At 71.4% G+C, this 21,885-nt stretch carries 20 protein-coding genes; 8 read left to right on the plus strand and 12 right to left on the minus strand.

From position 1 onward, the window contains the following. Window positions 1-76: 76 nt before the first annotated feature. Entirely contained in the window at window positions 77-574 is a 498-nt protein-coding gene (gene greA, locus GTY67_RS22515) for a transcription elongation factor GreA (protein WP_161279789.1), read from the minus strand. Between the two features lie 214 nt (window positions 575-788). Then, window positions 789-1,205 (minus strand): DUF4307 domain-containing protein, encoded by a 417-nt coding sequence (locus GTY67_RS22520; protein WP_093690722.1) that lies wholly within the window; start codon window positions 1,203-1,205, stop codon window positions 789-791. Window positions 1,206-1,416: 211 nt separating this feature from the next. Between GTY67_RS22520 and mca the strand changes: the two genes are divergently transcribed. Further along, window positions 1,417-2,298: a mycothiol conjugate amidase Mca gene (mca, locus tag GTY67_RS22525; protein ID WP_093690724.1), complete on the plus strand. Its 882-nt coding sequence runs from the start codon at window positions 1,417-1,419 to the stop codon at window positions 2,296-2,298. 1 nt (window position 2,299) lies between these two features. Further along, on the plus strand, window positions 2,300-2,527 hold the full coding sequence (locus GTY67_RS22530; protein WP_093690726.1) for a hypothetical protein: 228 nt from the start codon (window positions 2,300-2,302) through the stop codon (window positions 2,525-2,527). Window positions 2,528-2,558: 31 nt separating this feature from the next. Here GTY67_RS22530 and GTY67_RS22535 read toward each other — a convergent pair whose 3' ends face one another. From GTY67_RS22535 to GTY67_RS22560, 7 genes are all read right to left on the minus strand, one after another. Then, window positions 2,559-5,885: a tetratricopeptide repeat protein gene (locus tag GTY67_RS22535; RefSeq protein ID WP_093690728.1), complete on the minus strand. Its 3,327-nt coding sequence runs from the start codon at window positions 5,883-5,885 to the stop codon at window positions 2,559-2,561. Window positions 5,886-6,027: 142 nt separating this feature from the next. Further along, complete coding sequence (locus tag GTY67_RS22540; RefSeq protein WP_237502668.1) at window positions 6,028-7,029, minus strand: DUF4190 domain-containing protein; 1,002 nt, start codon at window positions 7,027-7,029, stop codon at window positions 6,028-6,030. Window positions 7,030-7,403: 374 nt separating this feature from the next. Then, a complete protein-coding gene (locus tag GTY67_RS35345; protein ID WP_202461533.1) occupies window positions 7,404-9,023 on the minus strand; it encodes a hypothetical protein in 1,620 nt (539 codons plus the stop codon). A 129-nt stretch (window positions 9,024-9,152) separates the two neighbouring features. Further along, complete coding sequence (locus tag GTY67_RS22545) at window positions 9,153-11,204, minus strand: SpoIIE family protein phosphatase (protein WP_093690734.1); 2,052 nt, start codon at window positions 11,202-11,204, stop codon at window positions 9,153-9,155. Window positions 11,205-11,333: 129 nt separating this feature from the next. Then, the gene (locus GTY67_RS22550; protein WP_161213689.1) at window positions 11,334-12,215 is read right to left on the minus strand and encodes an alpha/beta fold hydrolase; all 882 of its coding nucleotides are present in this window, start codon (window positions 12,213-12,215) and stop codon (window positions 11,334-11,336) included. Between the two features lie 134 nt (window positions 12,216-12,349). Then, a complete protein-coding gene (locus GTY67_RS22555; RefSeq protein WP_161279791.1) occupies window positions 12,350-12,928 on the minus strand; it encodes a TetR/AcrR family transcriptional regulator in 579 nt (192 codons plus the stop codon). 100 nt (window positions 12,929-13,028) lie between these two features. Then, entirely contained in the window at window positions 13,029-14,075 is a 1,047-nt protein-coding gene (locus GTY67_RS22560; RefSeq protein WP_161279792.1) for an NAD(P)-dependent alcohol dehydrogenase, read from the minus strand. A 97-nt stretch (window positions 14,076-14,172) separates the two neighbouring features. On the opposite strand from GTY67_RS22560, the gene GTY67_RS22565 reads away from it, so the two are divergent. Next, a complete protein-coding gene (locus GTY67_RS22565) occupies window positions 14,173-14,772 on the plus strand; it encodes a TetR family transcriptional regulator (protein ID WP_161279793.1) in 600 nt (199 codons plus the stop codon). 57 nt (window positions 14,773-14,829) lie between these two features. Here GTY67_RS22565 and GTY67_RS22570 read toward each other — a convergent pair whose 3' ends face one another. Next, window positions 14,830-15,444 (minus strand): TetR/AcrR family transcriptional regulator, encoded by a 615-nt coding sequence (locus GTY67_RS22570; protein ID WP_093690929.1) that lies wholly within the window; start codon window positions 15,442-15,444, stop codon window positions 14,830-14,832. Window positions 15,445-15,788: 344 nt separating this feature from the next. Here GTY67_RS22570 and GTY67_RS22575 point away from each other — a divergent pair, with 344 nt between their 5' ends. From GTY67_RS22575 to GTY67_RS22590, 4 genes are all read left to right on the plus strand, one after another. Continuing rightward, window positions 15,789-16,418, plus strand: a complete 630-nt coding sequence (locus GTY67_RS22575; protein WP_161279794.1) for an LUD domain-containing protein — start codon at window positions 15,789-15,791, stop codon at window positions 16,416-16,418. 52 nt (window positions 16,419-16,470) lie between these two features. Then, window positions 16,471-16,896, plus strand: coding sequence for a hypothetical protein (locus GTY67_RS22580; RefSeq protein ID WP_161279795.1), 426 nt, complete (start codon window positions 16,471-16,473; stop codon window positions 16,894-16,896). A gap of 171 nt (window positions 16,897-17,067) precedes the next feature. Then, the gene (locus GTY67_RS22585) at window positions 17,068-17,583 is read left to right on the plus strand and encodes a YceI family protein (RefSeq protein ID WP_161279796.1); all 516 of its coding nucleotides are present in this window, start codon (window positions 17,068-17,070) and stop codon (window positions 17,581-17,583) included. 17 nt (window positions 17,584-17,600) lie between these two features. Next, the gene (locus GTY67_RS22590; protein WP_202461534.1) at window positions 17,601-18,035 is read left to right on the plus strand and encodes a DUF6640 family protein; all 435 of its coding nucleotides are present in this window, start codon (window positions 17,601-17,603) and stop codon (window positions 18,033-18,035) included. 308 nt (window positions 18,036-18,343) lie between these two features. On the opposite strand, the gene GTY67_RS22595 is transcribed toward GTY67_RS22590, so the two are convergent. Together GTY67_RS22595 and GTY67_RS22600 are read right to left on the minus strand one after the other, a co-directional pair. Then, window positions 18,344-18,889 carry a hypothetical protein gene (locus GTY67_RS22595; protein ID WP_161279797.1) on the minus strand — a complete coding sequence of 182 codons (546 nt, stop codon included), beginning with the start codon at window positions 18,887-18,889 and terminating at the stop codon, window positions 18,344-18,346. 132 nt (window positions 18,890-19,021) lie between these two features. Beyond that, window positions 19,022-19,588 carry a Uma2 family endonuclease gene (locus GTY67_RS22600; protein WP_161279798.1) on the minus strand — a complete coding sequence of 189 codons (567 nt, stop codon included), beginning with the start codon at window positions 19,586-19,588 and terminating at the stop codon, window positions 19,022-19,024. Window positions 19,589-19,819: 231 nt separating this feature from the next. On the opposite strand from GTY67_RS22600, the gene GTY67_RS22605 reads away from it, so the two are divergent. Continuing rightward, window positions 19,820-21,838, plus strand: a complete 2,019-nt coding sequence (locus tag GTY67_RS22605) for a thioredoxin domain-containing protein (RefSeq protein ID WP_161279799.1) — start codon at window positions 19,820-19,822, stop codon at window positions 21,836-21,838. The last annotated feature ends 47 nt before the right edge of the window (window positions 21,839-21,885 follow it).

A 21,885-nucleotide genomic window follows, 5' to 3' on the forward strand; every position in this document is an offset into this window, starting at 1 on the left:
CACCGAACGACGCGGGACCCCGGCCCTTCCGAAGGGCCGGGGTCCCGCGTCGTATGCGTCGTGGTGGGGCCGGACGTCAGCCCGTGTACGGCTTCGCGGCCAGGATCTTCACCGTCGCCGTCTTGCCGTTCGGCAGCTCGTACTCCGCGTCCTCGCCCGTCCGCTTGCCGTTCACGCCGATCCCGAGCGGCGACTGCGGGGAGTACGTCTCGATGTCCGCGCTGGCGTACTCGCGGGAGGCGAGCAGGAACGTCGTCGTGTCGTCCTCGTCGCCGTCGAAGGCGATCGTCACGACCATGCCGGGCTCGACCACGCCGTCGTCGGCCGGTGCCTCGCCGACCTTCGCGTGCTCCAGGAGCTGGGTGAGCTGGCGCACGCGCAGCTCCATCTTGCCCTGCTCCTCCTTGGCCGCGTGGTACCCGCCGTTCTCCCGGAGGTCACCCTCCTCACGGGCCGCCGCGATCTTGACGGCGATCTCCGTGCGCGCGGGACCAGACAGGTACTCCAGCTCGGCCTTGAGCTGGTTGTACGCCTCCTGCGTGAGCCAGGTGACGTTTTCGCTGGTCTGGGTCACAGGTGCTCCTCGTCGGTGCTGGGAATACAAAGCATCGCCCTACCCGGAAGCATGTGCTTCCACGGGTGGGCGAAACCACGAGCCTAACAATTCCCCAGGAAAAGGGGGAGAAGGTAAACCGTCACACGTCCGGGTGGACTGCCCGTCCCAAGGAAGGCGCAGGTCAGAGGGGGTGCGCCGGGTCAGGCGCGGCGAAAAGTCCGTCGGCGGGCGGTCAGCCGGCGGGAGAGTCGCCGGCCGTGCAGCCCGTGAGCTCCACCGCGGTGGCCCGGGCCCGGGTCCGCATCACGACGAGCTCGTCGATCCGGCTCGCACCGGGGCCGAAGCGGGCCTCCTTGCGGCCGACCTCGCTGCCGTCCTTGCTCAGGGCCCGTACGGTGCAGTAGCCGTCGACCTCACTGCCCTTGCGCACTTCGAGGTGGGCCTCGGTCCGTACGTCGGAGACGATGTCGAACTTGATCAGCTCGGCGCTGATGCCCTGGCCGGTCACATAGCCGTAGCCGATCCAGCCGACCACACCGAGCAGCGCGACGCCCAGCACCGAACCGACGATCTTCAGCCTGCGGTCCGCACGCTGGTCGTCGGTCCTGCCGTACCGCCCCTCGGGCGTGGCTTCGCGAACCGCCGTCATGATCTTTCCCTCCGGTCCGGGCAACGAGGAATTTTCCACCTCCCCGTTCGGTCACTATAGAAGTCGCCGGTTCGTCGTCCGACCGCGCCCCGGAGCGAAACAGCAGGACCACGAAAGAGGCAGGACAACGACAACCAGGGTGATGGCACTCTCTCCCTGGCGACCCACCGCGGTCACATCACATCGCGACCACATCACTGAGGATCGAGCTTTGACTGAGCAGCTGCGACTGATGGCCGTTCACGCCCACCCCGACGACGAGTCGAGCAAGGGCGCGGCCACCATGGCCAAGTACGTGTCCGAGGGGGTGGACGTGCTGGTCGTGACCTGCACGGGGGGCGAGCGCGGCTCCATCCTCAACCCGAAGCTCCAGGGCGACGCGTACATCGAGAAGAACATCCACGAGGTGCGCAAGAAGGAGATGGACGAGGCCCGGGAGATCCTGGGCGTCCAGCAGGAGTGGCTCGGCTTCGTCGACTCCGGCCTCCCCGAGGGCGACCCGCTGCCGCCGCTGCCCGAGGGCTGCTTCGCGCTGGAGGACCCGCAGCTCGCGGCCGGGCGGCTGGTGGCCAAGATCCGCGCGTTCCGGCCGCAGGTCATCACCACGTACGACGAGAACGGCGGCTACCCGCACCCCGACCACATCATGACGCACACGATCTCGATGATCGCGTTCGACGGTGCGGCCGACGCGGAGGCCTTCCCGGAGGACGAGTTCGGGCCGGTCTGGGCGCCGAAGAAGCTCTACTACAACCAGGGCTTCAACCGGCCGCGCACCGTCGCGCTCCACGAGGCGCTGCTCGCCCGGGGCCTGGAGTCGCCGTACGGGGAGTGGCTGGAGCGGTGGAAGGAGTTCGAGCGGGTCGAACGCACGCTGACCACGCACGTTCCCTGCGACGAGTTCTTCGAGATCCGCGACAAGGCGCTGATCGCGCACGCCACGCAGATCGATCCGGAGGGCGGCTGGTTCCGCGTTCCGATGGAGATCCAGCGGGAGGTCTGGCCGACCGAGGAGTACGAGCTGGCGAAGTCTCTGGTCGATACCTCCCTCCCCGAGAGCGACCTCTTCGCGGGCATCCGCGACAATGCCTGATATGTACGCGACCCAGGCACTGACGCACGTCGTCCCGCTCGCCGCCGAGCTCGACAAGAACAAGGTCACCCCCGGTGTTCTCGGGTTCCTCGTCTTCGCGGCCCTCGCCATCGGCGTGTGGCAGCTGATGAAGTCGATGAACCGGCACATGGGACGGGTGAACTTCGAGGAGGCGCCCGAGCCGGGGGCCGCCGAGAGTGCGGCCCCCGGGGTGACCGCCGAGAAGTAGGCCCGGGGCCCCCGGGGCGCGGGCTTCGTCCTCAAACGCCGGACGGGCTGGAGCGGTCCGCCGACGGGCTGGACGGGACCGCTACGCCCAGCACCTCGCGGGAGTGGCGGGTCGGGGTCAGGCCGAGCCGCCACGCCTGCCAGCCGTCCTCCAGGTCCACGCCCCGGGCCAGGACCACCGCGAAGGCCTCCGCGGCCCGGTCGAGACCGGAGTCCCGGGACGGGTGGTGCTCGGCGGCCAGCTCCGCCAGCTCCTGCTGCGCCACCACCGTGCCCACCTCGCTGCCGCCCGGCGAGGCGTACGGCAGCAGCGTGCACCGCAGGAACCGGGCCCAGTCGCGCCCGCGCTCGTCCCCGTACGAGGCGAACAGCTCCACCGCCTCGCCGCACAGTGCGAGCGCCTGGGCCGCCCGGCCGTTGCCCGCGTCGATCAGCGCCAGCTCCAGGCACGCCCACGCCTCGCCGTGCGCCACCCCGATCCGCCGGAAGTCGGCCCGCGCGTCCATCAGGAGCTGCCGGGCGAACCCCGAATTGCGCAGGTTCCCCGTCTGCGCGGCCCGCTGGTCGCGGGTGACCCGGCCCGAGTGGTGGCGGGCGCAGGCCAGCCCGTACACGTCCCGCATCCGGGAGAACATCGTCCGGGCCCGCTCCAGCTCCCGTACGGCCTCCACGGTGTCGCCGTCCTCCTCCAGCGCCTGGCCCAGGTAGTACAGCGTCCACGCCTCGCCGCGCGCGTCCTCGTTGTCCCGGTGCCGGGCCAGCGCGTCACGGAGCTGCTCCAGGGCCGCCTCAGGGTCGCCGTCCAGCAGCCGGGCCCGGGCGAGCTGGGTGATGGCCCAGGCCTCGCCGCGCCCGTCGCGGGTGCGCCCGTACAGCTCCAGGGCGGTGGAGAGGGCCTCCTCGGCCGCCGCGACCTCTCCCGTACGCAGGCGGACCTGGCCGAGCTGGAAGCGCGTCCACGCCTCCCCGTGCAGCGACTCGCCCTCGCGGTGCAGGGTGAGCGCGGTGTCCAGCAGGGTCAGGGCGCGGGCCAGGTTGCCCCGGTCGCGTTCGACGGCCGCCAGCGCGTGCAGGGTCCAGGCCCGGTCCTCGGCCTGCGCCGGGGAGGCCTGGAGCTCCAGCGCCTCGCCGAGCCGGGCGGCGGCCTCGGTGAGGTTGCCCTGGTGGTGCAGGGTGATGCCGAGCGAGCAGAGGGCCAGCGCCGCGCCCGCGTCGTTGTGCGCCTCCCGGTAGAGGCCGACCACCGAGGAGAGCGTGGTGCGGGCCTTGTCCAGCTCACCGAGCTGCCGGGCCGCGATCCCCGTACGCCACTGCACCGACCGCTCAAGCAGCCCCTGGTCGACGGAGCGGGTCAGCTCGCTGATCTCGCCCAGCCGGTAGAGGTCGCCGCGCAGCAGGCAGTAGTCGCACAGCGCGCCCAGGAGGTTCAGGACCGTGCCCTGGTCGACGCCCTCGGTGTGGCGCAGCGCGGAGGTGATGAAGCTGGACTCGTCGTCCAGCCAGCGCAGCGCCGAGTCCAGCGAACCGAAGCCGTGCGAGCCGAACTGTCCGGCCCGGGTCGACATCTTCCCGTCGACCATGCGGATCACGGCGTTGGCCAGCTCGGCGTAGTTCGTCAGCAGCCGCTCATGGGCGGCGGCCCGCTCGGCGGGCTCCTCCTCGTCGAGGAGCCGGGCCAGTGCGAAGCCCCTCACGAGGTCGTGGAGCCGGTAGCGCGAGCCCCGTACATGGGTGAGCAGCCCGGCCCGGGTCAGCTCCTCCAGCCGCCGCCCGGCCTCCTGCTCGTCGGCCGCCAGCAGGGCCGCGGCCGCCGCCGCACCGAGGCTGGCCCGGCCCGCCAGCGCGAGCCGCCGCAGCAGCCGGCGGGCCGCCTCGTTCTGGTCGGTGTAGCGCAGCCACAGGGTCCGGTCCACGGGGGAGACCGGACCGTACGCGCGCAGGTCCTCCGCGAGCGCGCTGCGGGTACGCTCCCCGAGCGCGGACGCGGCCACCCGCAGGGCCAGCGGCAGTCCGCCGCACAGCTCCACCACGGCGTCGGTGGCCGGATAGTCGTACGGCCCCGCCTCCTCGCCCCCGGCCACCTCACGCAGCAACTCCTCGGCGCCCGCCGCGTCCAGCGGCCCGACCGGCAGATGGTGGACCCAGGCCGGCACGTCCTCGGGCAGCTCCAGCGGCTCCCGGGCGGTGACGATGACGAGGCTGTCCGAGCGCTCCGGGATCAGGGTGCGGACCTGCTCGGCGTCGGTCGCGTCGTCCAGCACGATCGTGACGGGGGTCCCGGTGAGGTGCTGGTGGTACAGCTCGCCGAGGCGCCGCACCTGCTGCTCGGCGGCGGACTTCCCGTACGCCGCCGCCTGCGCGGGACCGGAGTTTCCGGGAGCCCCGTCGCGCCGGGCGGGCGCTCCGGGAGTGGTCCCGTCCCGGAAGAGGAGCTGCTCGCGCGGGGCGCCCAGCCGGTTGAGGAGGTGGAGCAGGGCGTCCCGGGTCGGCAGCGGGCTCTCCCCGCTGACCTCGCCCCGCAGGTCGACCACGCAGGCGCCCTTGAACTGGTCCTTGAGCGCGTGCGCCGCCCGCACCGCGAGCGTGGTGCGCCCGGACCCCGGCTCGCCGTGCAGCACGACGACGGTGGGGCGGGTCTGCGTGGCGGCGCGGGCGGCGTGCACCCACTTGGCGATCTGCGCGAGTTCGGCCCGCCGCCCCGTGAACGGCCCGTCGGTGCTGGGCAGATGGCCGAAGGACTGCTCCAGCACGACCCGGGCCCGGGCGGCCGCGCTGCGGTCACCGCCGCGCAACTGCCGTACGACGGTCGGCTTCTTCTGCTGGGACGCGCGAGTGGTGGGGGTCAGCATCCGCTGCTGGTCCAGATACGGGCGGATGCCCCGTACCTCCAGCGCGGTCAGCCACTGGAGCCGCAACTGCTCGGCCCCGCCCGGCTGTCCGGCCGCTCCGGCGCGGCGGTGGGCGGCGGGCCAGTGCGAGGCGGTCGCCTTCGCCACGGTCGTCGCGGCGCCGGCCACCGCGACGACCGCGCCCGCGCCGAGGGCGGGACCGGTGGCCGTGCCGAACGCCAGATCCGCCCCGAACGCGGCGACGGCGGCAACTCCGGTGACCAGCAGGGGCGTTGACAGATTCTCCCGGCTGAGCCGTTCCGCCAGGGGCCGGTCACCGGCCGCCGCCGCGTCGAGGGCCTGTGTATAGGCGGCGTACTCGTCCCGTGCGCCCTCCGCGATGGTGTCGAGTGCTGCCCGCGCCCGCGCCATCAGCACACCGGGGTCCGTCCGTCCGCCCGTGCGGCGTGCCTCCTCCTCCACGGCCCGCACCAACAGCCTTTCGGCCTCCGCCCGATGGCTGTCCCGCATGTGTGTCCCCCTCCGAGAGCTGCGTCCGATGTCGTGCGCCGCCGGGGGTCGGTGACCCGGCGTCAGGACCAAGTGTCGTGCGTACGACGCTTCGGCGCGAGAGCCACCGTGCAAGGGGACGGTCAAGGAAGGGGGTACGGGCTCACCCGGCCAGGTCGCCCGTCCCCGGCGTGGACAGTCCGACGGCGGCGCGGATCCGCCCTTCCTCCTCGGCCCCGTCGCCCTCCCCGGTGTTCACCATCCGCTCCCGGAACTCCTGCTCCGTGCGGGCTTTCGACGCCTCGCGCATCTTGGCCGCCAGCGCGTCGAGACGGTCCGCGAACTCGGCCGCGGGGTCGCGCGCGTCCGCCGGGAGCCCGTCCGCCTCGCGCAGCAGCCGCGCCGACTCCGCCTCCCCGTCGGCCATCCGCCCGGCCCAGGCGGTGGCCCCCGCGAGGTTCTTCTCGGGCCCCTCGCCGGGCTGGCTCGCCCGCGCCTCACTGGCGGGCCGCAGCGCCGTCAGATACGCCAGCTGCCCCTCGTCCCAGTCGGCCGCGTCCTGCCGCAGCGACTTCTCCAGCAGCCCGGCCGGCGGGCCCACCCAGCAGAGCACCGTCCGGTTGCCGAGCGTCCAGCCCGTCGCGTCCGGGTGGTAGAAGAACAACTGCACCCGGGGCAGCGCGGTGCTGTCCAGCGCGAAGTCGTGGAGCAGCGGCGCGCACTTCTCGTACGCCGACGACGCGATGGATGCCGTACCCGGGAAGCCGCCGCCCTTCAGCCGGAACGAGCCGTACACCTCACCCTGGTGGGGCTCCCCGCACTCCACGACCTCGGCCGACAGGTCCTTCAGCCGGGGGTCGCCCTGGGTCGGCACCCCCGCCCCCGGGGTGAAGCAGTCCCCCTCACGCAGCCCGAACAGCGTGCCCGCCCCGGCCTCCGTCTCCCGGGGCCCGTCGACGGTCCAGGTGTCGAACCGCGCCCCGCCGACCACCACCAGCAGCACCGACAGCGCGACCACGGTCCCGCCCACAGCGGTCCCGGCGACGGCCAGCCCCTTGCCCCGCTTGCCGTTGCGGGGAATCCGCACCAGCGCGACGATCCCGAGGGCCAGCCCCACCGGCGCGAGGCAGACCAGCAGCGACAGCACGAGCGACGCCACGGCCATCCCGCTGAGCGGCGGATGCACCACCGGCTGCCAGGGCCCGGGCGGCTGCCCGTACGGGCCCGGCACCGGCGGCCCGGGAGGCGGCGGTCCGTAGGGGCCGTACGAGGGAGGCCCGGGCGGCGGTATGGGGGAAGGCGGAGGCGGCGGCACGGTCATGGTCCTGTGCCCTTTCGTCGGTCGTGATCAGCGCAGGGAGTCCGTGTGGGGCCGGGGTGCCCGCACGGTAGCACCGGCCCGCCGACGTGCCCTTCCCCCGCCCGGCCGGCGACCGAGGGCATGGCCGCGCAGCCGCCGCCCGCACCGGTACGCGCGGGCGCCACGCGGCGGCTGCCGGGGGCTGCTGGGGTCCGCTGGTGGCCGCGCCTCCAGCGCCGTCACCGGTTGCTGAAGGTGACTTCCCTCGCCCCCTCGGCCTGTTCGAAGTTGCCGGTGAAGCCCCAGTTCTTCCAGCCGCCGTCGCCCCTGTTGGTGACGGTCCCGCTGTCGATGGCGAACACGTCGACACCGTCGACCACCGCGAGGTGTTCGAGGCCGGAGACCCCGGAGAAGGAGAGGTCGTTGAACGACTTGGCGGCGATGATGTTCTTGTCGGGGAAGGTGCGGCCGTACTCGTCGAGGAGCGAACGGGTCAGCTCGGCCTTGTCGCCGGGCACCTTGCCGGAGTAGTCGGTGCCGGGGTAGGGCCCGCCGCCGGTGTACTTCGGCGTCTCGTCGTTGAAGTGGACGGTGCCCGACCCGGTGGCCGCGGAGTCCGCCTCCAGGTCGGCGGGTTCGGGTTGCTCGAAGGCCACCTCCGATCCGTCGCGGGTGAAGTTCCCGTACAGGGCCCAGTTGGTGTAGCCGCCGTCGCCGTCGTTCTTGAAGGTGCCCTTGTCGAAGACGTAGACGTCGAAGACGGCCCGCCCCGAGGAGATGTCGTCGCCCTTCTCGTCGTCGTGGTACTCGGGGGAGTTCAGCCGGTACCTGCCCTGGTGGACGAAGGAGTCCGGCTCCTGGACCCAGTGCGAGGCCTGTTCGGAGTGCATCGCGACCACGTTGTAGTCCGGGTAGCAGCGGCGCATGTCGTTCACGAGCATGCGTACCGCCTGGGTCGATCCTTCGTTGTCCAGCGGCGAGTACGTGTTGTAGTAGCGGCTGCGGTCGGGCGGCTCCTGCCCCTCGACCTGGCAGCCCTCGTCACCGGGCTTCCACCCCTCTTTCCGCTTCGGCTTGGGGGGCTCCCGGAACGTGACGGTGCGGCGGTCGTCGCTGATGTCGAACACGCCGTGGAACGCGCGGTTCTTCCACCCGAGGTCGGCGTCCTCTGCCCAGGTGAACTTGCCGGTCTTGAAGGCGTAGACGCGGTAGGTCGTGCCGCTGATCTTCACGGTCTCGATCAGGGCGGTGCCGTCCATCTCCTGGAGGTTTCCCTCGTGCGGCTGGGCGATGACGATGTTGTAGTCGGGGAGGCAGTAGGCGAGGTCGTCGAGTGCCAGCTTGACCCGCTTCTCCTTGTTCTTCTCGTTGTCGACCTTGTCGATGACGAAGTTGACCAGCCAGGAGTACCCCCAGGCGGCGGTGTTGCCGAGCACACCGCTGCCGGGCACCTTGACCGACGAGTTCGACTCCCGCGGCTCGAAGCAGAGGTCGGGCAGGGCGTTCGCCTCTCGGCCGGGCGGCAGGGCGACGGACTTGCCGACGGGTTTCCCCCCGGCGGTCTCACCGGGGGGTTCGCCCTCGCCCTCGTCCAGGGGCGTGCTGGGTTCGAGGGGGCCGGCCGTCTCCGCCCGCGCCTCGTCGACATCGTTGTCATCGGAGCAGTCGCCGCCGACGAATCCCGCCACGCCGATCCGGCAGACCTGCTCGTGCGCGGAGCGGGAGACGGCTCCCCCGATGCCGGTCGCGACGATCGCGCCGACCACGGCGAACACGACCACCAGCAGGGCCAGGTACTCGATGGCCGTCTGGCCCGTGCTCGCGCGCCCACCCAGGCGTATCCGGTCGCTGCGTTTCACGTCTCACCTCGCCGTTGTCACCCGCATCACCGGGCCGCTGCCCGCCGGGCATCGAACGGTAGCGAGGCGCGGGGGCCCAGCCGTAGGGCCCGGGGGCCTGTCGGCAGGCCCAAATCGGCGGGGTCCGGCCTACCGGGCGGGTCGCTCCCGCAGCGGTCGCGTGCCTCTGCCGACGCGGAACGCGATGATGGCGATGTCGTCCCCCGCCGCGCCCGGAGGCGGCACCAGCGCGGTGACGAGTCCGGTGAGCGACAGGCCGGGGTGCCGTAGTCCGGCAGCATGGTCCGCGAGGCGCCGCAAGCCGTCGGAGATGTCGGCGCCGGGGACCTCCACCAGCCCGTCCGTGTAGAGCAACAGCGTGTCGCCCTCCAGGAGTTCGTGCTGCCAGTCGTTGCGCTCCACGTCCGGCGCGACGCACAGCGGCGGGTCGGGAGGCAGGGGGCCGTACAGATGGCGAGGTGCGCCGGAACCGGGGATCAGCAGCGGCGGCGGGTGCCCGGCGTTGGACAGGGTGACGGCCCAGCGGCCACCCCGGGCCGGCCGGAGCACGGCGTGCAGAGCCGTGATGAGCGCTACGTCGCTGACGCCCTGGGTCACCTGGTCGAGCCGGCCGAGGGTGTGTGCGGGGCCGGCCGAACCGTCGGTGTACGCGAAGGCGCGCAGCATGCTGCTGGCCTTGGTCATCTCCGTCGCCGCGTCGAGGTCGTGCCCGGCGACATCGCCGATGGAGAGGGCGACGGCCCCGTCGGGCAAAAGGATCGCGTCGTACCAGTCGCCGCCGATCTCTGCCGTGGTGCTGGCGGGCTGGTAGACGGCAGCCAGTTCGGCGCCGTCGACGTGCGGCGGCGTGATCAGGAAGGAGCGCTGGAGGACCAGGGCGGTGTCGCGGACGCTCTGGAGCTCCAGGGTGCGCCGCAACGGGTCCTGGACGCTGTGGAGGACTTCTTCGAGCAGCCCCAGTTCGGAGTCTCCGGGCGGCGGGTTGCCGAGGCAGGTGGCGGCGGAGGCCAGGGCCACGGTCCGGTCGTCGATGACGATGGGCACGATCGCCAGGCTGGTGGCCCGCGCCTGGCCCATCCAGTCGGCGGACGGGCCGGACACCAGCTCCCTTGGCGGTTCGCCGGGAGGGAAGGTCACCAGTCTCGTACGCCGGTTGTCGATCACCGTTCTCGACAGGGGGCCGAGCGCGAAGTCGTCCGTGATCGGGGGCAGCGGCGGCAGGCCGGGGGCGAGAGCGGTGCGCGCCCTGGTGGCGTACAGGGCTCCGGCGGCGGACCCCGCCTGGTCGGGCTGTCTCAGCTGGAAGACGACGAAGGCGTCGGCGAGATCGGGTACCACGGCGGAGGCGGTGGCGGCGAAGGCCTCCGGCAGGTCACGGGCGGAGGAGACCGCCGAAGCCCGTTCCATCAGCCGGTCCCGGGTCCGTAGGCGCCACTGGTCCTCGGCGTCCGTCACGGTGCCGATCCACTCGGCCACCTCCCCGGCCCGCAGGACGGGAACGGCGACGATCTTGACATGGCGGTAGCGCGCGGGGTCCCCGGCCTGCCGCACCCGCACCACGGAGTCGAGGAGGGCGTCGCCCCGGGCCGTGGCGGCCCACCGCTCACCGAACCAGGAGCGGTCCTTCGGGTGGACGGCGTCCATCCAGGAGAGGCCCGACCGCCCGGGGTGCCAGAGGCCGCCGCCGGTCTCACCGAGCCGGCCGACCAGCGCGGAGACCTCCCCCTGCGGGGTCATCCGCCAGACGACCTGCGGCACCGCCGAGAGCAGGGCCTCGTACCGCGCGAGGTCGGCGTCCCGGTCCGCCGCGACATGCCTGCGTACGGCGGAGGCGTCCACCGCCCCTTCGGGAACCCTTGCCGCGAGCAGCAGGACGGAAGGGCCGTGCCGGGAGGTCACGGGCAGACAGCTCACCGCCCAGAACCGGTGCCCGCCCGGCCCGTCGGCAGCGGTCCCGGAGACATCGAGGAGCGGCGTGGACCGGTCGGCACCGGCCAGGTCCAGCGCCCGGAGCACGGGCCGCAGCCCGGGGCCGGTCAGGGCGACACCGGCCTCCTGGCCCGGACGCCAGAAAGCGAACAGCTCACGGAAGGACCGGTTGTGCTGGACGAGCCGGTGCTGGGGGCCGGTCACCAGCGCGGCAGCGAAGGCGGCCTCTTCGAGGCTCTCGATCTCGAACATCCGACCGCCCTTCCCGACCGCCCGACCGGCACCCGTCGATGATCTCCCGGAAGCGGTCGGTACGCCCGGTGGCGGTCCGTATGCCCGGCGCCAGGGTACGGACCTGACCTTCGTGGGGGCGGGCGCGGGTCACCGGTGCCCGGCCAGGAACGGGACCATCACCGCGGCCATCTCCTCCGGCACTTCCTCCGCCAGGTCGTGTCCGGCGTCGAAGACGTGTCCGGTGACCTGGTGGGCCATCGAGCGCATCTGGGACTCGTTGCGCTCGCCGATGAACGCCGAACCGCCGAGCGCCAGGACCGGGATGTCGAGTCTGTGCTGTGCGGCGCGGCGGTTCTGCTCGGCGTCGACGAGCATCGCCCGGTAGATCGACAGCATCGCGCGGATGCCGCCGGGCATGGTGTAGCAGCGGACGTACTCCTCGACCGCGTCGGGGGTGGCGGTGTCGGGATGGGTGCGCTCGTTCTTGATCATGTACGTGATCAGCTCACGCTCATGTCCGGCGATCAGCATCTCGGGCACGTCGGGCTGGAAGTAGAAGCCGAGGTGCCACAGGTGCATCCCGCTGTCGACGTTCCCGGGGGTGAGGGCGGTGTGGTCCTCGAAACCGAATCCCGGGAAGAGCGCCTCGGCGAAGACGAGAGCACGGACCTGGTCGCGGTGGCGGGCCGCGACCTGATATCCGATCACCGCTCCCCAGTCCTCACCCGCCACGGCGTACGTCGCATGCCCGAGGCGGGTCATCAGCTCCGCGATGTCGTCGCTCATCGTCTCGGAGTCGTAGCCGCCCACGGGCCGGGCGGAGTCGCCCAGCCCGCGCAGGTCCGGTACGACGACCGTGTGATGAGGCGTCAGCTTCGGGACGAGATGGCGCCAGTGGTAGCCGGTCTTGGGTACACCGTGCAGCAACACCACGGCCGGGCCGGACCCAGCCGTGCGGTAGTGCAGGCTCGTTCCGTTGACGGCCGCCCGCCCGGTGCGTAGAGGTGCTCCCTCGTGGTCGAACATCATGTCTGTTCCAGCTTTCCTTTTTTAGTGGATCGGTCGATCCAGTTTTCGGGCATGGGAGTCGGATTCTCGGCGATCAGGGGTCGGAGGGCGGAGGGCGGAGGGCGAAGGGGGGGCGAAGGGGGGGGAGGGGGAGGTCAATCGAGAGTGGACAGCGCGATGCTCACGACGGGTTCGAGCGCCCGGGCGTCCGGTGTGATTTTCGAGGACACGAGCAGCCCGTTGAGCAGGGTGACGAGGAAGGCTGCGAGCGCGTGCGGATCGTGCCGTGCACTGATCTCGCCCCGCTCCGCGCCGGCCCGTAGCACCTCGGTGAGCGCGTCCTGGGTGGCGTCCTGTGCATCACGCACGATGCGGCGCACGGGCGGGGCGTCCGGCAGGCGCTCGCAGGCGGCGTTCACGATCAAGCAGCCCCTGCCGTTCTGTTCGACGGCGATGCGGACCCTCTCCATCAGGAGCCCGCGGATCGCCGAGCGCGTGTCCTCCCCCTGCTCCAGATCGCGCACGGCTGCTGCCGCGAGGGTGGTCCGGTAGTGCGCCAACGCGGCCCGGTACAGGCCTTCCTTGTCTCCGAACGCCGCGTACAGCGACCCCTGCCCGATGCCCAGGTGCCCGGTCAGATCGCGCAGGGAGGTCCCCTCGTACCCATGGCTCCAGAACAGCTCCATGGCGCGGCTCACCGCCGCCTCGGTGTCGAACTCCCGGGTTCTGCCCATGGCCGCACCATAACTCAATCTGGATCGACCGTTCAAGAAGCGGCCCGGCCCGGTGCCGCCCGGCCCGGCCGGTGGCGGCAGCCACCTCCCCGGGAGCCGTTCAGTCCAGGTCGGACATGTCGAGGACGAAGCGGTAGCGGACGTCGTTGCGCCGGAGCCGGTCGAGGGCCTCGTTCACCTGTGACGAGGGGAGCAGTTCGATGTCGGCGGTGATGCCGTGCCTGGCACAGAAGTCCAGCATGGCGGCGGTCGCCGGCCTGCCCCCGCTGCCCGCGGAGCTGAGCTTCTTGCGTCCCACGAGCAGGCCGGTGGCCTCCACGGTGACAGGGCCGAGGTACCCGAGGAGGCTGAGCGTCCCGTCCAGGGCGACCAGGCGAAGGTAGGGGCCGAGATCGTGCGGGGAGGAAATGGTGTCGATGACGACGTCGAACCGGTCGCGAGCGGCAGCCATCTGCTCCGGGTCCGTGGAGACGATGAGGCTCTGCGCGCCGAGGCGACGGGCGTCGTCGGCCTTGTCCGCCGAGCGGCTGATCACCGAGGTGTCGGCCCCGAGCGCCGTGGCGATCTTGACCGCGAGATGGCCCAGACCGCCCAGTCCCGCCACGGCGACGCGGCTTCCCGGCCCCACGCCGAGGGCCTGCATCGGTTCCCAGACGGTGATCCCGGCGCAGAGCAGGGGAGCGGCGGCGGCCGGATCCAGGGCTGCGGGAAGGGGGTAGGCGAACCGGTCGCGGACGACGTACTCGCGGGAGTAGCCACCCAGGGTGGTCGATCCGTCGTGCCGGTCGGTGCCGTTGTAGGTCAGGGTCGGGAAGGTGTGGCAGAAGTTCTCCTGACCGGCCCGGCACATGGCGCACTCGCCGCACGAGTCGACGATGTTGCCCACCGCGACCGGGTCGCCGACGGCGAAGCCGGTGACCGCGGACCCGGTTTCGGTCACCACCCCCGTGAACTCGTGGCCCGGCACCAGGAGCTGCCCTCCTTCCTTGCCGGGGACGCCGAGGGCGTGCAGGTCGGAGTGGCACACCCCGCAGTAGTCCACCCGGACCGCGAGGTCGTCGGGCCGCAGGTCGCGCCGGGTCAACGGGGTCCGCCGCAGTGTCGTCGTCGACGGACCTTCCGCCTGCCAGCCCACTGTGTTCCTCATGGCGATGCTCCCTTCAGACAGAACAGTTTGTCTGTTTGAGCGTAGAGGCATCCGGCCCACTCGGCAAACCAACTGTTCTGTTTAGTACAGTGGAGATATGGCCGACCAACCCCTGACCTCGCGCGGAGCCGCCACGTACCAGCGCATCCTCGATGTGGCGATCCAGGAGTTCGCCGAGCACGGGCTCGCCGGGGCGCGCGTCGAACGCATCGTGGCTGCCGCACGCACCAACAAGGCGCAGCTCTACGCCTACTTCGGCAGCAAGGAAGGGCTCTTCGACGCCATCTTCTTCGGCTCGCTGGAGCGGATCGTGAACGTCGTCCCGATCGACGCCACCGACCTCGCGGACTGGGCCGTACGCCTCTACGACGAATACCTCCGCCGCCCCGACCTCATCCGGCTGGCCACCTGGGCGCGCCTGGAGCGCCGCCCGGCCGGCCATCTGGTCGACCGCCCCGACCGCCTCGACGACCGCAAACTGCGCGCCATCGCCGAGGCCCAGGACGCCGGCCTGGTGCGGCAGGGGGACCCGTTCGACGTCATGGCCATGGTGATCGCCATGTCGATGGCCTGGTCACCGGTCAGCAACGTGTACGCGGCGACCGCGGACGAGCCCTCCGAGGTGCACGAGCGGCGTCGTGAGCTGCTCCGCGAGAGCGTCCGCCGCGCCATGGCCGCCGACGGGCAGAGCGGCTGATCGGCCGCGGCTACGGGTGACCGCCAGGACCTCGGCCGGCATGGCCGCGTCCGCCGGTCAGGGCCTGCATACCCGTTCGATCAAGTCCTGCCAGGCCGAGCCGAGGCTCTCTTCGATCTGAGGGCCTGCGCTGCTCAGTGTGTCGGCGGACAAGTACAACAGCAGCGGGCCGTCGAGTGCCGCGGTGAGCTGGATCGCGAGCAGGTCGAGGTGGGCGCCGTCCAGGCTCAACTGGCGCAGGAGCATCCGGATGTGCATCTGCGACGCCGGTGTCTGGGGGCGGCTCGGGAGGGGCTGCCGACCGTCGAGGGCGAACCTGGCGATCTCCGTGTTCTCCAGCAGCAGGCGCACCCGGGCCCGGCCGTAGGCGACCAGCCGTTCGATCGGCGGCGCACCGGGGCCGAGCGGTGGCGGCCCGGAGAGCACCCGCTCCTGCAAGTCTCTCTCGATCTCGTCGAGTAGCGCCTGGAAGATCCCCGCCCGGGTGCCGAAGCGCCGGAAAACGGTGCCCTTGCCCAGTCCCGACCGCTCGGCCAGCGCATCCATCGTCAGCTGATCGGGGCCGGACTCGGCCAGCATGTCGCGGGCGGTGGCCAGCAGATGTGCACGGTTGCGGGCCGCGTCCGCCCGTTCCGGCCGCGGCGCCCCCCAGCTCACCGGTAGCACATCCATGGCGGTGATCCTAACAGTCATCCCACTATGCGGGGTGTAGTCCGTTTATGTGCATACGGGGATGGGTGCAGGTTGCGGGCCCGCGCGCCGCCGCCCCGACCGCGCCCGCCCTCGCGGGTGCGTGATCCGCCCGACCGTACGGCTGTCGCGGCGCACGAAAGCGGCGTACGGGCGTTGCGTGCACCCGGCGGCGGCATGGCGCGCATCCGGCGACGGCATTGCAGCCACCCATGAAGCGGGGTAAAGTCCGTTTACGTCGACTGGATGGTTCCACGCTTGTCGACGGACGGGCGGATCCGTGCGTCACGGCTCTGCCGAGCCCCACTCAACAAGGGAGAAACCCCATGACCGCGATCGACGACGAGGCGCGTTTCACGACGCTGCCGGACGAGCAGACCCTCACCGCGACGGTGGCCGCGCTCCAGGAGCACGGTTTCGGTGTGGAGGTCGTGGACGACTTCGAGTCGGCCCGGCTGAGCGTGCTGAACCGGATTCCGCAGGGCGCGCAGGTGATGACCAACACCTCGGCCACGTTGCAGGAGTCGGGCATCGAAGCGGTGATCAACGACCCGGACGGCCCGTACGTATCGGCGCGCAACAAGATGATGACGCTGGACTTCCAGACCCAGCAGCAGGAGATGAAGGCCATCGCCGGGCAGGCCGACTACGCCTTGGGCAGTGTCCACGCGATCACCGCCGACGGCACCCTGGTCATCGCCTCGGCCACCGGCAGCCAGCTCGCCGCCTACGTCTGGGACGCCCCGAACGTGATCCTGGTGGCCGGCACGCAGAAGCTGGCCCCCACCTTGCAGGCCGCCCATGAGCGGGTGGTCGAGCACAGCCTCAAGCTCGAGGACGTCCGGGCGCAGGCCGCGTACGGGCAGCGCAGCTACATCGGCAAGCTCCTGGATATCCGGCAGGAGCAGCCGGGCCGCATCCACGTGGTGCTGATCCGGCAGAACGTCGGGTTCTGAGCCCCCACGGACATGCCGAGTGAAGCTTTTCAACCGTTGTGGAGGGGACCTCGTGAGACGTCATCGACTGATCGCGGCAGCTGGTGCCGCCGTGTTCGCCACCTGCCTGGCAACCGCCTCGCCGGCGCTTGCCGCGCAGGCGCCCACCGTAGCGCCGACCCCGACCGCGACCGACTGCACGGATCAGGCTTTCACCACGTCCGGCCGAGTGGTCGAAGGCCGCACCGCGATCCCGTGGAACTACTTCATCGTCGCCCAGGCAGGCACGATCACCGCCTGTCTCGACGGGCCTGACGGCGCGGACTTCGACCTCGTACTCAGGCACTTCGCCACCGGCGGACTCAAGACCGTCGCGACCTCCTCGGGGGACGAGGACGTCAAGACGCTCTCCTACGAGGGGGTGCCCGGCGCCTACCGGGTCGAGTTGGTGGCGACCGCGGGCAGCGGCACCTACACGGCCGGCGTGACCTTCCCCTGAGCCACCGGCGCTCACCCGCCACCTGTGGGGGCGCGGCCGACCGGTGCCCGGGGCGGCCGGCCGGCCGTACCCGGTGTGGTGCGGCCGGGTGCCCGGCTCGCGCCACACGAAGCCCCTCCACATGCGACCCGTCAATCCAGTCCCGCATTCATCTTCATCAAGGAGAACCTCATGACCACCGCAGTCGAAACCGGCCTGTGGCAACTCGACGCCACCCGCTCCACCATCGCCATCAGCCACGCGACGATGTGGGGCATGGTCACCGTGAAGGGGACGTTCACCGGCGTCTCCGGTGAGGGCGAGGTCCGCCCCGACGGCACCGTCCGCGGTGCCGTGACCCTGGACGCCGCCTCCCTGGACACGCAGCACAAGAAGCGCGACGAGCACCTGCGCAGCGCGGACTTCTTCGACGTCGAGAACCACCCCACCCTCGTCTTCGCGGTCCGTGACGGCGTGTTCCGCCGGAACGGCGTCGTCGAGGTCGAGGGCCGGCTGACCGTGCGCGGTGTCAGCCGCTCGCAGACCGTGACCGTGCGGGTCACCGACTCCAGCGCGGACGCGGTCACGCTCACCACCGAGTTCACCGTCGACCGGGACCAGTTCGGCATGGGCTGGAACCGGCTGGGCATGATGCGTGGCCTGACGACGGTGACGTCGACGCTCCGGTTCACCCGCACGTCCGCCTAGGGCAGGAGCACCCTCGTATGACCAACCGCATCACCGGCCGAGCGAGCCTCGGCAAGGTGCTGATCTCGGTACCCGCCGTGGTCGCCGGAGTGGGCCCCTACATCGCGGACTGGAACGAGACCCACATCCACAACCCGGACTGGCCGCCCCACGCCAAGTTCCACAACGCCCAGACCATGGGCCTGGGCGTCGGGCTGGCCGGAGCCGCGCTGCTGCAACTGTGGCGTCCGGCTGATTCCCGGGCAGGTGCCAGGGCAGCCCTGGACGGCGGGGCCGTATCCGCCGCGCTGTACTGGGTGACCCAGATCTCCGCGCTCGCGTACCCCGGCTCCCGCGCCGTGGACCCGCCCGGCAAGCAGTTCTTCCCGCAGGCCGTGGTCGCCCTGCCCTCGCTCGCGCTGGTGGGGCTGGGATATGCCTTGGAGCGGCGACGACTGCGCGGCCAGGGCTGAGACGCCCGAAGGTGAGCGCCGCTGGCGCGAGTCCGCGAAGGGACGCCCGGACCGGGTCGTTCCGGCCGACCGAGCCACCCCGGACCTCACGCTTCTCCCGGTCCCGAACCGAAGCGAACCGACGCTAGCCGGCAGCGGGGTCCGTCGGCCCGGCGGTGACGTTGCGGGCGTTCGGCGGCTGGTACGGGTCGGTGTCCAGCCCCCAGGCGAGTACGCGCGCGGGATGGATACGGATCAGCGCGGCGTCGAAACCCGGCTGGGGGCGCCCCGCCCCCGGATGAGAGCGGGGCGCAGGCGAGTCCGGAGGGTCAGCTCACTTCGGGCACCTTGATGTACCAGCGGAGCTGGAAGCCGGTGTCGGTCCTGTGGAACGACGCGAGGTGACGGAGGACGGCATATCCCGCGTCACGGTCTTCGTCGGGTCGGTCGGCCCCTAGCGCGGCCTCGGCCCGGTCGAGGATGTAGGTGTAGCAGCGCTCCCATCCCGCGTTGTCGGCGATTTGTGCGCTGCCCTTGCACTTCTCCCGGGTGAAGGCGAGGAGCTCTTCCCAGTCGTCCGTTGCGCTCTCGTTCGCCTTGGCCGCTTCGTGGATGGAGTAGCCGGAGGTGATGAGCCGGTGCGAGAGGGCCTTGGCGCCAGCCACCAGTTCTCGTTGGTCCTCCGGGAGCGCGGTCCTGTCGAAGTCCTTCAGTTGCCGGTAGGTGATGCGGGCAATCTCGGAGAAGGGGCCGTCTTCCAGGTACTTCATCTCGTAGCCCTGGAGCTGGCTGGCGGCGAGAAGGGCCCGCTGGAACTCGACTTGGATGGCGTGATCGCCGAAGAGGTCCGCGACACGGTCGGGAATCTTGAACATGTTGCACCTAGCTGTTCTGGCCCCGCGCCGTTTTCAGTGTAAGGACGTGGGGCGCCCGGCACCCCACGATGCGGCAGACGCTCCGCACTCCTCCGCCGCCGTTTGGTCACAACTCCATCACCACCTGGTTGTTTACAGGGCCCCGAGGTCGGCCGTGACGGAGAACGGGGCGGTGGCTTTCACGGTGCCGGTGAAGATCTCGCCGTCCCGGTAGGACTTGTTGGCGGGGTCGAGGACGTAGGTGTAGACGATCGGAACGCCAGTGGCGGCCTGCTCGATGCGCCAGTAGAAGGGGATGCCGGCCTTGGCGTACTGGTCGACCTTCACGATCCGGTCTGTGGTTTCTGACCCTGGGGATACGACCTCGACGACCAGGAGGACGTGCTCGGGGCGGGTGGGCGTGAGGTCGATGGTCTCCGCCCGGTAGACGGTGACGTCAGGGCGGCGGTTGGTGAGGGGGACGTCCTGCAAGCGGACGTCGAAGTCCGTGTCGGCGTTCCAGTCCGGGCCCGCGGCGGCGTCCAGGGCGTTGGCCAGGAGGCGGGCCAGCCGGTTGTGCCGCTTGGAGGCGCTCGGGCTCACGACGACCATCCCGTCCACGACCTCGATGCCGGCGCACTGCTCCTCGGACCAGGAGTCGTACTGCTCCGCGCTGATCTGCGTGTGCATCCACGCGGGCGCCACCATCTCGGCGGTCATGAAGTGCCTCCTTCGAGGATGCGGTGCTGCTCGACTCAGCGTACTGCCCGCTTCCCGTCGGGCACCGGCTTTGGGCCGGGGCAGAGCCTCAGCGTCCGCGGGATGACCGGGGTGCAAAAGGGGGCGATCCGCATTCACCATGTGATGGCGCATGAGTGCAAATCGGCCAAGTGGGGTGGGGGTTTGTGGGCCGAACCGGCAGGGCCGGGTCGGCGTGAGAGGCTGGGTCGTATGAACCGGTTGGCTGGTGTGACCTCGCCGTATCTGCTTCAGCATGCTGACAATCCGGTCGACTGGTGGCCGTGGGGACCCGAGGCGTTCGAGGAAGCGAAACGGCGTGATGTACCCGTGCTGCTGTCGGTCGGCTACTCCGCGTGCCACTGGTGCCACGTCATGGCCCACGAGTCCTTCGAGGACGAGGCCGTCGCGGCCTACCTCAACGAGCGCTTCGTCGCCGTGAAGGTCGACCGGGAGGAGCGGCCCGATGTCGACGCCGTGTACATGGAGGCCGTGCAGGCGGCCACCGGGCAGGGTGGATGGCCCATGACCGTGTTCCTCACGCCCGATGCCGAACCCTTCTACTTCGGGACCTACTTCCCGCCCGAGCCCCGGCACGGGTCGCCCTCCTTTCAGCAGGTGCTCGAAGGGGTGAGCGCTGCGTGGAGCGACCGGCGTGAGGAGGTGGCCGAGGTGGCCGGGCGGATCGTTGCCGATCTGGCCGGGCGGTCGCTGGCGCATGGCGGGGACGGGGTGCCGGGGGAGTCGGAGATCGCGCAGGCGTTGCTCGGGCTGACCCGGGAGTACGACGAGCAGCACGGCGGGTTCGGGGGTGCGCCCAAGTTTCCGCCGTCCATGGCGGTGGAGTTCCTGCTGCGGCACTACGCCCGTACCGGGTCCGAAGGGGCCCTCCAGATGGCCGCCGACACCTGTTCGGCGATGGCCCGGGGCGGGATCTACGACCAGCTCGGCGGCGGGTTCGCGCGGTACTCCGTGGACCGGGAGTGGGTCGTCCCGCACTTCGAGAAGATGCTGTACGACAATGCGCTGTTGTGTCGGGTGTATGCCCACCTCTGGCGCACCACCGGGTCCGCCGAGGCCCGCCGCATCGCCCTGGAGACCGCCGACTTCATGGTGCGGGAGCTCCGTACCGCCGAGGGCGGCTTCGCCTCCGCGCTGGACGCCGACAGCGAGGACGCGCAGGGGAAGCATGTCGAGGGTGCTTTCTATGTGTGGACCCCCGCGCAGCTGCGTGCGGTGCTCGGTGAGGAGGACGGGGCCTTCGCCGCCGCGTACTTCGGGGTGACCGAGGAGGGCACCTTCGAGGAGGGCGCTTCTGTTCTTCAGCTCTCCGGTGAAGGGCGACCCGTGGACGCCGGGCGCGTCGCCGACGTACGGGCGCGGCTCCTGGCGGCGCGTGAGGAGCGGCCGCGTCCTGGGCGGGACGACAAGGTGGTCGCCGCCTGGAACGGGCTGGCCATCGCCGCCCTCGCCGAGACCGGCGCCTACTTCGACCGGCCCGACCTCGTGGAGCGCGCCACCGAGGCCGCCGATCTGCTGGTCCGGGTCCATCTCGGTGAAGTCGCCCGGCTGACCCGTACCTCCAAGGACGGGCGCGCCGGGGACAACGCGGGCGTCCTGGAGGACTACGGCGATGTCGCCGAGGGGTTCCTCGCGCTGGCCGCTGTGACAGGGGAAGGGGCCTGGCTGGAGTTCGCCGGGTTCCTGCTCGATGTCGTGCTGGAGCAGTTCACCGGTGAGGGCGGGCAGCTCTACGACACCGCCCACGAGGCCGAGAAGCTGATCCGGCGGCCGCAGGATCCGACCGACAGCGCCACACCGGCCGGGTGGACCGCTGCGGCGGGCGCTCTGCTCTCGTACGCCGCGTACACCGGGTCCGAACCCCACCGCACCGCCGCCGAAGGCGCGCTCGGGGTCGTCAAGGCGCTGGCCCCGCGTGCGCCCCGGTTCATCGGCTGGGGGCTCGCCGTCGCCGAGGCGCTGCTGGACGGGCCCCGTGAGGTGGCCGTCGCCGGGCCGGTCGGCGGGGAGTTGCACCGTACGGCGTTGCTGGGCCGGGCGCCCGGTGCGGTCGTCGCGGCGGGCGAGGGACCGGGTGCGGGGGCCGAGTTCCCGCTGCTGGTGGACCGGCCGTTGGTGGGCGGGGCGCCGACCGCGTACGTCTGCCGGCATTTCGTCTGTGACGCGCCGACCACGGATGCGGCCGAGCTGGCGGTGAAGCTGGGCGGCTGAGGCCGGGGAGGATGCGTGAGGGGCCGGTTGCTTTCTTTGAGTGACCG

It is taken from the genome of Streptomyces sp. SID8374, assembly GCF_009865135.1.
In the GTDB taxonomy this organism is placed as follows: domain Bacteria; phylum Actinomycetota; class Actinomycetes; order Streptomycetales; family Streptomycetaceae; genus Streptomyces.

Coding starts and splice junctions, on each gene's coding strand:
- GTY67_RS22520 (WP_093690722.1), bottom strand. CDS start 1,205: ATGACGGCGGTTCGCGAAGCCACGCCCGAGGGGCGGTACGGCAGGACC.
- GTY67_RS22530 (WP_093690726.1), top strand. CDS start 2,300: ATGTACGCGACCCAGGCACTGACGCACGTCGTCCCGCTCGCCGCCGAG.
- GTY67_RS22535 (WP_093690728.1), bottom strand. CDS start 5,885: ATGCGGGACAGCCATCGGGCGGAGGCCGAAAGGCTGTTGGTGCGGGCC.
- GTY67_RS22540 (WP_237502668.1), bottom strand. CDS start 7,029: ATGGCCGTGGCGTCGCTCGTGCTGTCGCTGCTGGTCTGCCTCGCGCCG.
- GTY67_RS22545 (WP_093690734.1), bottom strand. CDS start 11,204: ATGTTCGAGATCGAGAGCCTCGAAGAGGCCGCCTTCGCTGCCGCGCTG.
- GTY67_RS22550 (WP_161213689.1), bottom strand. CDS start 12,215: ATGATGTTCGACCACGAGGGAGCACCTCTACGCACCGGGCGGGCGGCC.
- GTY67_RS22555 (WP_161279791.1), bottom strand. CDS start 12,928: ATGGGCAGAACCCGGGAGTTCGACACCGAGGCGGCGGTGAGCCGCGCC.
- GTY67_RS22560 (WP_161279792.1), bottom strand. CDS start 14,075: ATGAGGAACACAGTGGGCTGGCAGGCGGAAGGTCCGTCGACGACGACA.
- GTY67_RS22565 (WP_161279793.1), top strand. CDS start 14,173: ATGGCCGACCAACCCCTGACCTCGCGCGGAGCCGCCACGTACCAGCGC.
- GTY67_RS22570 (WP_093690929.1), bottom strand. CDS start 15,444: ATGGATGTGCTACCGGTGAGCTGGGGGGCGCCGCGGCCGGAACGGGCG.
- GTY67_RS22575 (WP_161279794.1), top strand. CDS start 15,789: ATGACCGCGATCGACGACGAGGCGCGTTTCACGACGCTGCCGGACGAG.
- GTY67_RS22585 (WP_161279796.1), top strand. CDS start 17,068: ATGACCACCGCAGTCGAAACCGGCCTGTGGCAACTCGACGCCACCCGC.
- GTY67_RS22590 (WP_202461534.1), top strand. CDS start 17,601: ATGACCAACCGCATCACCGGCCGAGCGAGCCTCGGCAAGGTGCTGATC.
- GTY67_RS22595 (WP_161279797.1), bottom strand. CDS start 18,889: ATGTTCAAGATTCCCGACCGTGTCGCGGACCTCTTCGGCGATCACGCC.
- GTY67_RS22600 (WP_161279798.1), bottom strand. CDS start 19,588: ATGACCGCCGAGATGGTGGCGCCCGCGTGGATGCACACGCAGATCAGC.
- GTY67_RS22605 (WP_161279799.1), top strand. CDS start 19,820: ATGAACCGGTTGGCTGGTGTGACCTCGCCGTATCTGCTTCAGCATGCT.